10 protein-coding genes and 1 pseudogene are annotated in these 15,088 nt (G+C 67.2%); 7 read left to right on the top strand and 4 right to left on the bottom strand.

What is annotated here, in order from left to right:
- Positions 1-260: 260 nt before the first annotated feature.
- The 7 genes from ACFQGL_RS05705 (at position 261) to ACFQGL_RS05675 (ending at position 11,983) form a co-directional block, all read left to right on the top strand.
- The gene (locus tag ACFQGL_RS05705) at positions 261-5,366 is read left to right on the top strand and encodes a hypothetical protein (protein WP_377506422.1); all 5,106 of its coding nucleotides are present in this window, start codon (positions 261-263) and stop codon (positions 5,364-5,366) included.
- A gap of 796 nt (positions 5,367-6,162) precedes the next feature.
- On the top strand, positions 6,163-7,755 hold the full coding sequence (locus ACFQGL_RS05700; protein WP_377506419.1) for an ATP-dependent nuclease: 1,593 nt from the start codon (positions 6,163-6,165) through the stop codon (positions 7,753-7,755).
- The gene (locus ACFQGL_RS05695; RefSeq protein WP_377506416.1) at positions 7,739-8,797 is read left to right on the top strand and encodes a UvrD-helicase domain-containing protein; all 1,059 of its coding nucleotides are present in this window, start codon (positions 7,739-7,741) and stop codon (positions 8,795-8,797) included. The genes ACFQGL_RS05700 and ACFQGL_RS05695 overlap by 17 nt, the downstream gene beginning before the upstream one ends.
- A 418-nt stretch (positions 8,798-9,215) precedes the next feature.
- On the top strand, positions 9,216-10,730 hold the full coding sequence (locus ACFQGL_RS05690; protein WP_377506413.1) for a hypothetical protein: 1,515 nt from the start codon (positions 9,216-9,218) through the stop codon (positions 10,728-10,730).
- A 73-nt stretch (positions 10,731-10,803) separates the two neighbouring features.
- A complete protein-coding gene (locus tag ACFQGL_RS05685) occupies positions 10,804-11,076 on the top strand; it encodes a hypothetical protein (RefSeq protein ID WP_377506410.1) in 273 nt (90 codons plus the stop codon).
- Between the two features lie 71 nt (positions 11,077-11,147).
- Positions 11,148-11,573: a DddA-like double-stranded DNA deaminase toxin gene (locus ACFQGL_RS05680; RefSeq protein WP_377506407.1), complete on the top strand. Its 426-nt coding sequence runs from the start codon at positions 11,148-11,150 to the stop codon at positions 11,571-11,573.
- Positions 11,570-11,983 carry an Imm1 family immunity protein gene (locus ACFQGL_RS05675; protein ID WP_377506404.1) on the top strand — a complete coding sequence of 138 codons (414 nt, stop codon included), beginning with the start codon at positions 11,570-11,572 and terminating at the stop codon, positions 11,981-11,983. Before ACFQGL_RS05680 ends, ACFQGL_RS05675 begins: the two co-directional genes overlap by 4 nt.
- A gap of 487 nt (positions 11,984-12,470) precedes the next feature.
- Here the strand turns inward: ACFQGL_RS05675 and ACFQGL_RS05670 are convergent, their stop codons facing one another.
- The 4 genes and pseudogenes from ACFQGL_RS05670 to ACFQGL_RS05655 all read right to left on the bottom strand — a co-directional run bounded on the left by ACFQGL_RS05670 (position 12,471) and on the right by ACFQGL_RS05655 (position 14,679).
- A complete protein-coding gene (locus tag ACFQGL_RS05670) occupies positions 12,471-12,737 on the bottom strand; it encodes a hypothetical protein (protein WP_377507202.1) in 267 nt (88 codons plus the stop codon).
- A gap of 159 nt (positions 12,738-12,896) precedes the next feature.
- Positions 12,897-13,156, bottom strand: a pseudogene (locus ACFQGL_RS05665) (hypothetical protein); the annotation flags it as partial.
- A gap of 160 nt (positions 13,157-13,316) precedes the next feature.
- The gene (locus tag ACFQGL_RS05660) at positions 13,317-14,387 is read right to left on the bottom strand and encodes a tyrosine-type recombinase/integrase (RefSeq protein ID WP_377506402.1); all 1,071 of its coding nucleotides are present in this window, start codon (positions 14,385-14,387) and stop codon (positions 13,317-13,319) included.
- Positions 14,377-14,679, bottom strand: coding sequence for a hypothetical protein (locus ACFQGL_RS05655; RefSeq protein ID WP_377506399.1), 303 nt, complete (start codon positions 14,677-14,679; stop codon positions 14,377-14,379). The genes ACFQGL_RS05660 and ACFQGL_RS05655 overlap by 11 nt, the downstream gene beginning before the upstream one ends.
- Positions 14,680-15,088: the final 409 nt, after the last annotated feature.

Raw genomic sequence — 15,088 nt, 5'->3', positions numbered from 1 at the left:
GGCCGGGGCGGCCAACGGTCTCGCTGGCGACTGCGGGCCGCCGACACGGCCGACCCCATCCCTGGTGCACCTCGCCGCCGCTCTCGGCTTCCAGGCAGCGTGTGAAGAGACGTCGGCCTGGTCCGCTACCAGGTGCATGCCATGAGGCTGGTGCCGCCGCAACGCCCGCTAATGCCCCAACACCGCGTTGGTCCTAAGTGGCCTGGCTCGTCTCGGGCAGTGGAACGGCCGGGTGGGGTGCGGGCCGGTAGCCTCAGGCGATGTCGAGCAGAGAGGCGTCGGCCGGGCGGACGGTGGCGACGGCGTTCATCACGGGCGGTGGCGGCTTCAATTTCGAAGACCATGTTGGTGCGTGGCTCGCCGCCGGGATGGCCGCTGGCGAGATGCCGCTGGGCGTCGGGGTCGCGGTCCCGGTGGAGGTGCGGTTCCAGGGCAGTGCGTCGGGGTTTTTCCTCGACGACATGGTCGTCACCGGTGACGCGGCCGGTGGGCCGCGGTGGTCGGCGTCGGTGAAGTCGTTCGACATGCTGACCGGAGCCAGGCTGCACCCGGAGTTCGTGGAGGCCGCCTGGCGCGACATCCTTGCCGACAGATTCCGGCGCGCTGCAGACCGGGTCGGTCTGGTGTCAAGGTCTGCGGCGCAGGGCACCTGGGTCGAGCTCGCGGAGCTGATCGGGGAGGCCGCGGCCGACCAGGCTGGCATCGCCTCGCGGATCGGCGTGCCTGGCGCGTTCAACGAGGCGAAGCGCTCGCTGTGGGAGTCGGCGAAGTGTCCGACGGAGCTCGCCGAGCAGCACGGGATCGACGTCGACTCCTCTCCCGCCCGGCTGCTGGCCTTGCTTCTGCCTCTGCGTCTAGACTTCCTCACTCCTACCTCCCAGGCGATCGCGGACGCGATCCGGTGGTGCCGCGCCGCGCTCGTCCCGCAGCAAGCCGGGAGGGCTGCGGACCTGTGGACGGCGCTGCTCAAGGTGGTCGCCGACCTGCGGCCCAACGGCGGGGCAGTCACCTGGCAGCTTCTGGCTGACCGGCTGGGCGGGCAGTTTGCGTTCCAGCTGCGCCCGGATGTCACCCCTGACTGGAGCCTTCTCACCGCGCACACCACCAACATGACGGCCCGGGTCCGGGACCGGCTCGGCGACGACGTGATCCTGGTCCGTGAGGACGTGACCGCCGTGCTCGCCAACGCCGGGGCGGTCAACGTGCTGTCCGGCCCTTCGGGCTGCGGTAAGACCGTGGCGGCCAAGAGGTGGCTGGCCGCCCCGGGCACGCATCGGGCGGTTTGGCTGTCGGCCGCGGACCTCGAGGCCGGCGTCGGCGCGCGACTCGGGCTGACCCGGGGCCTGGAGGAAGTCCTGACGCTTGCCCCCGGAGAGGTCCGCGTCGTCGTTGACGGCCTCGACCGGGTCTACACCGACGAGCCGTTCGCCACGACGGCCGCCCTGGCACGCCTCACGGCCGACATCGGCGGTCGGATCCGGTTGTTGATCACCTCGCAGCAGTCGGAGTTCCCTCGAGTGTCGGAGCGCTTGGTACAGGCCAACGGCCCGCAGGCCGCCCCGCTCGTGATGGGGGACCTGTCTGACGCCGACGTCAATCTGGTGTTGCGCGGGCACCCGGACCTGGCCGCGGTGGTCGTCGCCGGTGGGCTCCATGGTGTCCTGCGACGCCCGAAGGTCCTCGACCTGGTGCTGCGGGTGCCCGGGGCTACGGCTGCCGCTATCCGTGACGAGCCGTCGATCGCTGGTTTGTGGTGGCAGCGGTTGGCCGGAGCGAGCCCGAACGGCGCCGCCCGCCAGACGTTGCTGCGGCGGATCGCCGTCGAGCAGGCCGACCGTCTGCGGGCCCAGACTCCCCTGGACGACCTCCCGGTCGACGCCGTTGGGCTGGTCGACCAGCTCCGCGTCGACGGGATCCTCACCGAGGTCGACGGCCGGGTTTCCTTCGCCCACGATCTGTTCGACGACTGGACGCTGTTGCATTACCTGCGCTCCCGTGACGACGTCGTCGGCGTGATCGCAAAGAAGGTGGCGCTGCCGTCGTGGCACCGAGCGATCCGCCTGTATGCCGCCGGCGTGCTTCGCGAGCACGGTGTCGACCGGTGGGAGGCCGACCGGTCCGCGCTGGACGCCGCCGACCAGCCGCTCGTGGCGGACTTGTACCTCGACGCGGTGTTCTACGCCCACGACGCCGACCGGCTTCTGGGCGATCTGTGGTCGCGCCTCGCCGCCGACAGCGCTCTGCTGGCACGGCTGCTGCGCAGGTTCAGGTTCTCCGCGACCGTGACGGACTCCGGTTGGATCACTGTGCTCGCCGACATGCCGGACGTGGCGGTGTACGCCGCCGCCCAGTCGCGGCTGCCGGTATGGCCGCTGTGGCTGCCGGTCCTACGCGTCCTGGCGGCGGAGCATGAGACCGCAGTCGCCTCGGCCGCCCCGGAGGTCGCCGCGATCGCCGACCTGTGGCTGCGGCACGCCCCCGACACGTGGCCGGCCCGTGATCAGGCTGCTGTGATCGGCCTGGCGGTCGGACGGCACATCGTCGCGCACATCGACGGCGGAGGCTTTTTCGACGACAAGGTCGAGCCGGTGCTGTGGCGGTGCGTCATCGCCGCCGGAGCGGTCGAACCCGACGCCGTCGCCACCTTCCTCGATACGCTGCTGCCCCCAATGGACAGCCGGCTCGAGCACAGCGGCCAGGTCAGCGGCCGCCAGCGTCGCGGGCAGACGGGACTCCGTGCAGCCTTGCTGGATGTCGACACCGTGATGCCGTTGCTGCCGGCGTCCGCGCAGATGGCCCGGGACCTGGTGCTGCGGGCTGCCGTCGACTCCGACCGCCGTTACGTCCGTCACCGGCTGCGTGATGGCCTCGGCATCGCCAGCGCCCCGCGCTCCTTCGATCCGATCCCCGAGTGCGGTCCGTTCCGGGCGATGCTCGTCAACGCCGAACCGCAGGGTGTCGACGTGGTGCTCGCCCTCGTCGAGCACGCGACCACCCATTGGAGACGCACCCGCAACGCCCCCGTGTCAGGCGGCCAGGGACCCACGCAGGAGCGGCCGGCGTTCGAACTGCTCATCGACGGCGCGCCCGTCGCGCTGGTCGGTGACGCCACCGTCCTGGCCTGGAACCGCGGTGGCCACCGGGTTCCGGACATCTTGGCGGCGGCGATGATGGCCCTGGAGGCCCACCTTTACCAGGCCCTAGACGACGGCCGCGACATCACTACGCTCCTCGTCCAGCTCATCGGTAGCCGATCGGTCGCGATGTGGGGCCTACTCGCCGATATCGCCCGCCACACTCCTGCACTGCTGGAAGGCCCGCTCGCGCCCCTGATCACCAGCGCCGACCTCCTCGACGGCGACCAGATTAGCGTGCAGATGCGCTCTTTCAACGTGCTCCCGCTCGTCATGGATCCCAACCGAGCGAGGCGAGCCCACGACTGGCACACCATGGACCACCGCAAGACCCCGCTCCTGGAACTGGTGTGCCTGGGCGCATTCATCACCGGCCGGCTCACCGAGCAGCTCACCACCGCGCGAGCGCGCTGGGCCGCGACAGATGCACAACGGTGGCGCGTGATCCTTGCCACGACCGACATCACGAACTACCGCGCTGCCCGCGCCACGGACGGAAGAAACTACCTCGTATACACCCCGCCGGGGGCCCTTGAGGAAGAGGCCCGCGAAATGCGGGACCACCTCGACCGCGATCGCGGCTGGCTAACGTTCGCCTACACCATGCGTCGCAACATCACCGACCATGTCCGCCCCAGCGACACCGAGCTCGAGGAACAATGGGCCACCGTCCAACCCCAACTCGACGCTCTCCTCCCGGACGCTGAATCGCCGAGCTCCATCAGCGGTGTGGAGGACCTGCGGTGCGGGTATGCGGCGTGGCTGTTGCTGTGCGCCCGCGACTGGCTGCGGAACCACCCCGACCGCGATGAGTGGTGCCGGGCCGTGCTCATGCGCCCCCTCACCGACCCGGTCCACACGTGGTCCCACGCATACCCCGACAGCCCCTCCGACGATGAATGGGACGTCTTCTGCGCCGAAGCGCTCACCGCCCTGTGGGCCGAGACCCCCGACGACGTCACCGTTCGCGCGGCCATCGCGCGGCTGCTGCTCGGTGCCCGCCGCCTCACCGTCACCACCGTGATGCGACTCGCCGCCGCATACCCCCACCTCGCCGACGACCTGCGCCGGCTCGAGCACCTGACGCTGCACTTCGCACGGCTGTCGAGGTCGCACTACGACATCGACCCATACTTTCAGGAAGCCGACCTCGACTTCGACTTCGACACCGATCCGGAGGAAGCCGCTGGACTCGACGTGGACCAAGAGGACGACGAGCCCGGCCACGGCCCGATCGACGGCCTCCCAGAGCTGGAGGCGGCCGCCGAGGCCGCACTCGACGCCTTCGCCGACGGCAGCCTGCCCGCCGAGGTGCCCCGGCTGGCGGACTGGATCAACGCCACCATCGCGACCAGATTCCCCGACGCCCACGACGCCCGCTCCCGCATACTGCGCACCCTCGACCTCGGCTACCTCGTCGCCTCCCGCCCGCACTTCACAGCCCTTACTGCTGCGGCGGATACGCCCACGCGAGCCCGGGCGGTCGAGTTCGCCGCCGACCTCGCGACGTTCATCGCCTCCGGGCTGGCCTCTACCGACGCCGCCAATCGTTCCTCCCACTACCCCTACGACGAGGAACGTCGCGCTATTGGGCTTCTCGCCGGCGTCACGATCAGCGCCGACGCCGCACAGGCCCGTACGATCTGGGAGCCGATCCTCACCCTCGGCGCCGCCGGACGATCCTGGGTGGGCAACTACCTCAGCCAGGTCTGGAAAACCGCCTGCACGAAGGACCCGTGTCCAGCAGCGTTCCCCGCCCTGGTTGCAGACATGCTGGGATTCGCCACCACCGCCAACACCTGGCAGGGCTACTCCGGCACCGGCGTCCTGGCGCTCGCCGTCGCCGGCCTCAGCGAGTGGGGGCACTCGCCGGTCAGCGAGCAACAGACAGCCGCCCTCCGCGCAGCCGTGCCAGCGTGGTCGACGTGGTTCGGCGAGCACATGGGCCACGACGACTTCGCCTACGCGGCCGTTCGCTTCTTCCGGGAGCCGGCCGCGGCAGGGTTCGTCCACGACGCCGTCGGCTGGCTCGCCGATCGCGAACGTTCCTCTCACCCCACCAGCGAGCGGTTGGACACCGCGGCCACCGAGTTCCTGGTTACCATCTCCACTCGCACCCCGAACCCGCTGCGCGGCTCCGGCCCCACCGCAGACAACGGACGGCAACTCCTCGCCCGCCTCCACGGTCGAGGCAACGCCGTGGCCGGCCAACTCCTCAACAGCCTGACCTGACCGCATCCCACCACCGGCCACCTACATTGGGCGATCGCCTAGGACGTCGTCCCCTGCGAACCGCTGCGTCTGCTGCTGCAGGTCGTCGATCCCCGGTTTGGAAATCGTCCGCCCGCTCCGTGAGTTGCTGATTGACCAGAGCGTTGACGACCGGATCACCGCAAGGATGCACGGTGAACGACGAGAGCGCGGACAGCACCACCTTGTAGCTCTTGGTGGGGACGAGTCGTTCTAGGTCACCGGCCAAACCTAATTCCGCGGTCGGCGGCGGGCTTCCTGCATCCACGCTAGGTAGGCAGTGGCGCGTTCGCTGGCGATGACCTGGCCGCCGCCCTGCTGATTGGTGATGGCGGAAGCGGAGGTCGGTCAGCACGAAATGCAAGGCCTGTGGCTTACACCTGGGAGTGGGTTGATGAGCACCTCGCAATCCTTCACCGGCTTGCGAGGCCACGCTACCCCCGAAATATCGGCCAGACCTGAACCGATCACTGTCGCGGATCTTGGCGTCTCTCAAGGCTGCTCCCCCACCGTGTTTGAGGCAGAAGATGGGGGCATTGACAGGGCGGGGCCGTGAGTTCGACCCACCATCGGACCGGGCCCTGCGGCAGACTCGGCGCAGGGTCGGTGCTAGCTCGCGGAGGCAGCGCGTGGGGTAATTTCGCGGATAGTCGTGTCGCACAGGGTGTGCGACGGACGCTTGCATCTACAGAGGAGGATGCATTGCCCACGCCAGACCAGGCAGGTTCGTGCGCTGTCGATTGCACGCACCCCGCTGGCGCCCCTCGGGAGTGTATGCGTGCTGAAGAAGATCTTCATCAAGAACTACAAGGTGTTCCGGAACTTCACCCTCGATCTCAACCCGGGCATGAACGTGATCGTGGGCGACAACGACGTCGGCAAGTCGAACGTCCTGGAAGCGCTCAACCTCGCGTTAACCGGACGGCTAAACGGCGCCACGATCGCGAACGAGTTGTCACCGTTTCTGGTGAACCAGCATGCAACTCGCGAGTACATTGCTGCCTTACGTGTGCGAGGTCCCGCGGTTCCACCGGAGGTCCTCATCGAGGTGTACTTCGACGACACCGAGGACCTGGCGGCGTTGAAGGGCGATAACAACTCCCTCCGAGAGCCCGCGCCAGGTGTCAAGATGCGTATCGCGTTCAACGACGACTTCGTTGATGAGTACGCGGCCTACATCACCGACCCGCAGCGGATCGCCTGGGTTCCTACTGAGTACTACCAGGCGCAATGGCTGAGCTTCGCCGGCAGCGCCGTGACCCAGCGTGGCGTGCCGGCGAGGGCCTCGCTGATCGATGCGACCGCCATCAAGCTTCAAAGCGGTGCAGACGCTTATCTCCAGTCCATCATCGGCGCGAACCTTGCGGCAAGAGAGCGTGTGGAACTGACACGGTCGTATCGCAGCCTCCGTGAAACGTTCGCCGAGATTGATGCGGTACGGGATATCAACACGAAGCTGGCGGGTGACCGCGGCGACATCAGCGACCGAGACCTGACGCTCTCCATCGACATCTCTCAGCGGGCCAGCTGGGAACGCAACCTGGTGCCGCACCTGGATGAGCTGCCTTTCCAGTACGTCGGCAAAGGTGAGCAGAGCCGCCTCAAGATCCTCCTTGCCCTCAACGAGAAGATTCCTGAGACACACGTCGTGCTGGTCGAGGAGCCCGAAAATCACCTGTCTTTCACCTCGCTCAACCAACTCGTCGACAAGATCAGCCAGAAGTGCGAAGGCAAGCAGGTCCTCGTGACCACCCACAGCGCCTACATCCTCAACAAGCTGGGCCTAGATGAGCTGATCCTATTGTCGGCCTCGGGTGGGCGCCGGATCGTCGATCTGCCGAGCAGCACCGTTGACTACTTCAAGAAACTCTCGGGCTACGACACCCTGCGCCTGGTCTTGGCGAAGCGCGCCATCCTGGTCGAGGGGCCCTCGGATGAGCTCGTCGTCATGCGGGCCTACCTCGACGCGCACGGCAAGATGCCGATCGCCGACGGCGCGGACATCATCAATGTCCGTGGCCTCTCAGCAGCCCGGTTCCTAGACCTCGCCGTCCCGCTGAGAAAGCCTGTCGCCGTCGTCAACGACAATGACGGCGATGCCGGCAAGATGGCGGAGCGCTACGCCGACTACACGGCCCACGACTTCATCTCCATCCACATCGGCACGGGTGAGCAAAATGCGCTCGAGCCGCAGATGCTCGCTGCCAACGGGCGGCAGCGCCTGAACGAGGTTCTCGGCAAAAGCTACACAAGCGACGAGGAACTGCTCGACCACATGATTGCGAACAAGACCACCACCGCTCTGGCCATCTTCGAGACAAGCTACCCCATCACAATGCCGGAGTACATCCGCGATGCCGTCGCCCACTAATCGCGCCGTCATCGCCGCGGCAGGGTCACGCAAGACCCAACTCCTCATCGACGCGGCGCTCACCGAACCGACACGGCGAGTGCTGATCACAACCTACACGCAGGAAAATCTCGCACAAATCACTCGCCGCATTCTGCAGGTGACCGGGGTAATGCCGGCGCACATCACGGTGATGGGATGGTTCAGCTTCCTCATCAGCCAGACAGCCAAGCCCTTCCAACACCACCTCACCGGACAGATCGACTACATCCGCTCGCTCAACTTTGTGGGCAGCCGATCGCGATTCACCCGCCAGTCCGACACCCTTGCGTACTACTTCGACCGGCACGGTGACATGTACCGCGATGGTGTCGCCGACTTCGCCTGTCGAGTCGATGAGGCCGCCGCCGGTGCCGTCGTGCGTCGGCTTGAGGCGATGTACGACCGCATCTTCGTCGACGAGTTCCAAGACCTCGTCGGTTACGACCTCGACCTGGTAGAACGACTCTTCCGATCCAAGATCGAAGTCACCGTCGTCGGTGACCCCCGCCAGCACACCTTCGCCACCAACAACGGCCCACGGAACAAGAGGTACCGCGGTGCCGGGATAATGGACTGGCTGACACGTCACCGCACCCTGTGTGCCCTCGACCTGCGCACTGATAGTTGGCGGTGCAACCAACAGATCTGCGACTGGTCCGACCGGCTCTACCCGGACATGCCAGCCACCACCTCCCGCAACCACGCCGTGACCCGCCACGACGGGATCTTCCAGATCGCGCCGGACGACATCGCCGCCTACGTCGCGAAGTACCAACCGCAGATACTTCGCGACCGCCGCACCGCCGACACTCGTGGGCTAGCCGCCCTGAACATCGGCCTCTCCAAGGGCAGCACCTATCCACGGGTCCTCATCTTCCCGACGAAGCCCATGCTTAAGTACCTCAAGACCGGTGACCTTGCCTCCCTCACGGCAACCGACCGGCTGTACGTCGCCGCCACGCGCGCCGAATACAGCGTTGCCTTCGTCGTCGACCGGCGCGACGCCGACTACATCCCCTGATTACGGCCGAAGCCGAGAGATGTCATGTCATCCGCTACCGCCTCCATTGCTCAACAATCAGGCAGTTGTCGTACGACCTTTCGTAGCTAAGCGTGCCGCTCAAATCGTGCAACATTGGGCGCGGTGGTCGTCGGCTCGGAACACGGGTGCCGGTCTAGCGGCTCTTCCCGGCGTCGTAGCGGACCAACTCAGAGACATCGTCGACTTGGATCGGGCACCGGTCGACATCAGGCCGATCGTCCCACCCGCCAGGCTCCGCTTAGCCGGGCGACCAACGCCCCGAGCGCGCCAACACAACGGCCAACGGCCGCGTCTTCGACCATGTCGCCAGGAATTCCTGGACCTCGTCACGCTCGGCGAACCGGCCGAAGCCACTCCCCCGACTTCGGTCACGTCACCTCCTAGGCCAGCACCACCCATGCACGTCGATGAGCTCGTCGGCGACGCACCGCAACAGCAACCGGCAGAATTCGACACTTGGAGCCAGAAGGATTACCCCCAACAGTTGAACGCTACTGCCGCCGCCGGGAGCTGTCGAAGTAGGAAGGGCTGGCAAACTGTGCGCATGCCGGCGCGCGATGTGATCATGTGGGCACTCGACGAGGTTATGACCGACGAGGTTCATCCACGCACCCACACCCGAGTGACCGACGTGTTCTACCGACACAGCCGGCCGAAACCCGGCGCCCTCATGCTCGGCATCGGTCCCGGCGGAGACGAGACCGACGATGACGACGCTGTGGTCCTCATCGGCGTAGCCCGTCGATCGCAGCAGATAGCAACTGGCAAGGACCGCACCTCGATCACGCCGGTATTCCGCCTTCCCAAGCCGGTGCCAGTCAAGCACATACAGGCGGCGCTACCGCAGCACGTGAAGCGACGCCTCGACCTAATGGCCCGACTCCCTCACGCACTTGAGCCGGCACGACTACCACCGCAGGGCGGCGCCGCCGTGGTCGCCGCGCTACAACAGCTCGCGCCCGCGGCCGGGCAGTGGATCCGGGCACTACATGAAGCCGACGAACGGGTGCTTGGACCTCACGCAGCTCGGCTGCGCGAAGAGCGAGACGCCGTCGCACTAGCGATCGACCTCTCCGGCGTGTCGGCACCCGACGATCTGTTGTACACCCCGGGCGACGGGGTCACCACCAGCGAGGCCTTCGGCGCCACCTTCAATTCGCTGTACCTCACCGACAACCCGCTCTCCGTGGCCGACAACGAGGACGACCTGCTCGCCGAGGACCTGCGTCGCTTCGATCCCTACGGCCAACTACAGATGCGCAGCGCCAGCATCGCCCGATTCACCGACGACCAATTTGCGCTGACCATCGCCAACGTCAACCGCAAACCCTTAGAGAAGAGCCTGGGCGTCGACCTCATCTACTTCGACCAACTCGCCCACATCTTCACACTCGTCCAGTACAAGCGCATGACTCTGCGCCCAACCAGCCGGGACCAAGTCACTGAGCGGTGGGCCTACACCGGCCAGGCTGATCTTGAGAAACAACTGCAGCGGATGGATATCGGCTTGAACGAGCCCGTCAACTCGCGGGACTGGCGCATGGTGCCCAGTCCGTTTTGGTTCAAATTTGTCCGCGATCAAGACTTCACTCCGGGCGACCCGTTCGTGATCAAAGGCATGTACGTCCCGGCTGAATACCTTCAACGCGCGATCGCTGACGGAAGCCTTCGTACCGGCCCTCGCACCGGGTTCGAGGTCACGTATGGCAACACTCGGTACCTTCCTCGAGAAGTCTTCGTTGCCCTCGTGCGCCGCGGGTTCGCCGGCACCACCAAGGCGGGAAGCGAAGCCGTACTTGAGGTCGCCGCTGAGCGAGCTCAGACAAGGGAGGTCGTCTTGGCCATGAAAACGCAGCGAGGCGAAGACGAGCTCCCCAGCCGCGCCTACCGCGCCGCTGACGTGCCCATCTGATCCGCCACCATCGTCGTCGAGCGGCATCATGACAGGCCCCCGCGCACGTCGATGTTCTGGCACAGTGATTCGGGTGAGTGCGGCAGAGTTAATCAGTCGGCTTCTTCAAGCCAAGGCGCATCTTGATCAAGCCGGGCAACTGATCCGAACTGCCGGCTCTGAGCTTCACCAAGCGCGGGCGTTGATCCAAGCGGCGTTGCAGGGCACCACCGATCAAAGCACTGCAGCGATGGTGGACCGCAGCTCACAGCAGCTTGGTGGGGCGGGTGTCGCGGTCGGTCAGTCAGCGGGCAAGCTAGAAGAGATCCTCACGCGGGTGCGTGGGCTGGGCGGTCTGGGAAACTGACCGCGGGTGGCGGCGGGAACCGTCGACCACCCGCATCGCCCAATACGCCGCAGGCGGTCCATCGGGCCGGCATGAGTCTGGCACGTCGCAGCGAACCACAGGACAAAACCGAGGCGTTCCTCCTCGCCGACGGGGCGATCATGCGCGATCCTGACTTCTCCGCGGAGCCGGACGGTCGGCTGCGCAGCCGGCAGATCCGGGTGGGCAGGCTTCCCGCCGCCGGGGTGGGACTCAAACCGCCGCTGGCTCAGGCCATCGTGATGGACCACGCCGAAGCGCAGGCCGCCGCTATCCTGCGCCGTCCCGGCAGCCCATCAGAGGCCACGCTCGTGCTCAATCACACCCCCTGCGACGATCCGATCAGACCTCTGGTCTGCGAAAAGATCCTCGCCACGATCCTGCCGCAAGGAACACGCCTGACAGTGTTCCTCACCGACGGTGACCGCACGTGGCTCCATAAGCTGTACGTCGGAACAGGAGAAGGGATCCGGCGATGAGCATCGACATCACCTGGGGACGCGGCGACGGCGCCGCGTCGGTCAGCACCGTCGCCGAACTCGACGCCACGCTGGACACGATCAGCCGCGCCCACACCGAGCATCTGCCCTACTGCGTCACCCTCATCGCTCCCGGCAGAGGCGAGTTCCCCGTCATGCTCGACATCTGTATCGGGCACCCCGAACGGTCGTTCGTCTATCACGTCGCGGCCGACGGCAGCAGCGCTTGGGGGTACCAGCCAGACCTCGAACCGGGGCCCCCGTTCACCTTCGACTATGCCGGCAGCCCCACCGACGCGTGGCCCGAACGCACCCGAGTTACCGACGCGACCGCGCGGCAAGCGGCACGACAGTTCCTCACCAGCGGAGGGCAACGACCCCCCGCCCTGACCTGGGAAACCGTCGAATAGCTCCGAGCGTGGACGGCTTACAAGGCAGTTGCCGCGACCAAGGTAGGGCGTCGCGCGGGGCCTCGCCGCGTGCGGTGCACCCCGGAGCCGCCACCCGGAGCACCGCATGCGGCTTCCCACCCCTTACTCGGTTGTAGGTGAGACGGCGCAGCTCGCCTGCGACCACCATTCGACGTGATGTGCCAGACGGGCCAGCGGATGGGGCTGGCCGGTCATGGCCGACAGCGGGTTGTTGCCGCCGGCGCGGGCGGCCTGGTTGGTTTCCTACAGCTCATGAGGGGGTGAGCGCGCGGCGGGTGTTGGGCGGCAGCTGGCAGGGTTTGCGCACCCGTGGTTCGGGCTGTCCCCGGCCGCGACGTGGCCGTCGACGATGGCCCGGTTTAGAGGCGCGGACCGCGGCAGCGAAGTGTTCGCCGGCTTGCCGGCGACTCGGCTCGCGTCCATCACAAGGCCGCTGCAGTCACGCGCGAAGCTCCCTCGTGCCAGGTCACCGGAATACGTCGGCGAAGCTGTAGGCCAGCGCTAGCGCCTCTTGATTGCCCGCCGCTGAGATCGCCTTCAGAAGGTGGCGGAACGCTGCGACGCCGTCGGGGTCAACGAGAACCCGGCGCCGGTTTTCGGCGAGCATCCTCTTCAGGTAGGGCACGAGGAGATCCCCGGCGAGTGAGTCGCTGGCGTAGGGGCCGCTCGACGGCACCGCGGCTGCGATGGAGTGCAGTGAGCGGGCTTCGTCCAGCGGGGCGAGGTAATGCATGGTTTCTACGGCGGAATGGATGGTCTGTGGGTCCCGGATCTCGGCGCATGTCGGTAGGGCAAGGCCGTCGTGCTTGCGCCCGAGACCACGATGTGCTCGACCCCCAGACCGAGTAGCCGGCAGCATCGAGGGCGAAGAGCGTGACGGCGGCGACCCAGGGCCGGCTCGCCAGACCTGCTTTGGCACTGGTGTCCTGAGTTCGAGATTGTCGTCGGCACTGTCGAGGTGGGGCCGAGCAGAAGCGCGGACAGCAACTGTGCGAGCGCGACCACGGGGAGGCGGGCGGCGGGCCCGTCGCAAAGGCCTGTCGGTGAGCCAGGTTCCGCCGGACCATGCAGCAGCGTGATGACGCTGACGCCAGCCACAAACGCTGGCGCGCCCTGGGCGGACAGGTGCAGCGCGAGAATCCGCCGCTTCACGGTTGCTGGCCGAGCCGGATCAGAGTCTGGACTTCGCATCGGTCGGCCGCGTCGAGGTAGGCGGCGAACCAAGCACGCTGGGCCGGCTTCGGCAACGCGCCGAGCCGCGTGCGGTGCATTCGGAGCTGGTTCCCCCGACACCGCACGCGGCTACTGTCCCCTACTCGGACGTGGGCGATGCGACGTGGTTCACCTGCGACCAGGTGCCGGCGTGATCTGCCATCCGGGCCAGTGGATGGGGCTGGCCGGTCATGGCCGACAGCGCGTTGGCCACGTCGTGCAGATCAGCCTTGATGTAGGTGGTGGTGGAGGATCCGGGGCTGTCGGTGTGTCCGGCGTAGGCGCGGGCGATGCCGTAGCCGAAGTGCCGTTCCACCCAGGTCAGGGTGGTGTGGCGCAGCCAGTGGGTCGAGATGCCGTGCACGGCTACCCAGGGCAGGCGCTCACCTAAGCGTTGCCATAGGTGGTCGTAGCGGCGGCTGGTGATCGGTTGGCCGTTGCGCGCGCGCAGGAGCGGATCGGTCGGCAGGACCGCGCCGCGAGCGGCGGCGTGCTCCCGCAGGTGTCCGGCGAGATCGAGGGTGATGGGCTGCCAGCGGATGGTCGATCCTTTCTCGGTGAGGCGGACGAGTCCGTTGGTCGCATCGAGGTCGACCAGCCGTAGGGCCAGGGCGCCGCCGCGGCGGCACGCGGTCTCGGTGTGCAGGCGCAGGAGCAGCGCGTCGAGGATGACGTCGTTTCCGCTGGTGCGCGCTATCGCGTTGATCTCCTCCAACTCGTGTGCGGTCAAGGCGCGGCGGGTGCCGGGTAAGCGTCGGGGTTTCGCGACGCGGTGCGCGGGGCTGGCGGCGGCGTCGATCAGCCCGTCGGCGATGGCACATCGGAAGAAGGCGCGGGCGGCGGCGACGAGGTGCTCACCAGCGTGCCGGCCGTTGCGGCTGTTGCGCCGCGACACGGCGCTGGCGATCATCGCCTGTTTCAGGGCCTCGACATCACTGGCGGTGACGGTGTCCACGGGCCGCTCGGGCCACGCGGCGGCCATCCGTTCCCAGTAGGTGCCGTAGGTGCGGCGTGCTCCGGGCCCGGCAGCGGCAATAACACGGGGCAGGTACTCGGCGACCGTCGGCACAACGGCCGGCGTCGCGGGGTGCGATTGCAGATCGGTCACCGTGACGCCCAGGTGAGCCAGAACCTGCCGTGCGGCAGCGATGGCGGCGGGGTCAGTGTTCATTGCCGGCTCCCGCCAGGTGAGTGTGCAGGTCGGCGAGCAGGCGTACGACGGTGCTGACGGAATGCACGACGAGCAGGTCGTGCGTGACGATGGCGGCGAGCAGCACGGGTTGGCCGGGCTCGATGCGGCACATGTGCCGGGCATTCGCCGGCAAGGGTAGGTCCCCTCGGCTGCCCACCTGGTGGAGGCCGTCGCTGGCCGAGCAGATGACGAGCATGCCGTGGCGCGGCTGAACGTCGAGGCGGTGGTGCGGGGGCCATGCCAGCGCGCGCAGGAGGTGCTGCGCGCTCACCCGGCCACAGCGTGCCGGGAGAGCCATCCACAGCAGCAGGGGCGCGTCCGTGATCGCCGACGGACAGGCTCGGGCAGGTAGAGCTGGCATCGGCATCGGGCTTGGACCCGGACGCGCGGGCAGGACAGCAGGTACGAGTGGACCGACGAGGTGTTCCTTCGGTCGGATAAGTTGTGTCATGACCGAACAATCACATTTAGGCAGTGCATGATGAGGCACGATCCGATCGGCCGCCTCCGACCGGCCCTTCACCGGCCGCCGCCGACGTCAAGATCACGCGCGATAGCAGACGAATGCTGTCCGCGTATGGCTGAACGGCCCATGTAGGTATGGATGAACAGGACTCGTTTTCTGCCCAGGACTCAAGCGCAGCCGATGTGCTTCGTTGCCGCGAGACGGTCTTGGCAAC

The organism is Micromonospora vulcania (genome assembly GCF_042658605.1).
Lineage (GTDB): Bacteria > Actinomycetota > Actinomycetes > Mycobacteriales > Micromonosporaceae > Micromonospora > Micromonospora vulcania.
The sequence above is the reverse complement of the archived record's forward strand: the minus strand, read 5'-3'. Positions and strand labels throughout refer to the sequence as shown.

Coding starts and splice junctions, on each gene's coding strand:
- ACFQGL_RS05705 (WP_377506422.1), top strand. CDS start 261: ATGTCGAGCAGAGAGGCGTCGGCCGGGCGGACGGTGGCGACGGCGTTC.
- ACFQGL_RS05695 (WP_377506416.1), top strand. CDS start 7,739: ATGCCGTCGCCCACTAATCGCGCCGTCATCGCCGCGGCAGGGTCACGC.
- ACFQGL_RS05690 (WP_377506413.1), top strand. CDS start 9,216: ATGCACGTCGATGAGCTCGTCGGCGACGCACCGCAACAGCAACCGGCA.
- ACFQGL_RS05680 (WP_377506407.1), top strand. CDS start 11,148: ATGAGTCTGGCACGTCGCAGCGAACCACAGGACAAAACCGAGGCGTTC.
- ACFQGL_RS05675 (WP_377506404.1), top strand. CDS start 11,570: ATGAGCATCGACATCACCTGGGGACGCGGCGACGGCGCCGCGTCGGTC.
- ACFQGL_RS05670 (WP_377507202.1), bottom strand. CDS start 12,737: ATGCATTACCTCGCCCCGCTGGACGAAGCCCGCTCACTGCACTCCATC.
- ACFQGL_RS05660 (WP_377506402.1), bottom strand. CDS start 14,387: ATGAACACTGACCCCGCCGCCATCGCTGCCGCACGGCAGGTTCTGGCT.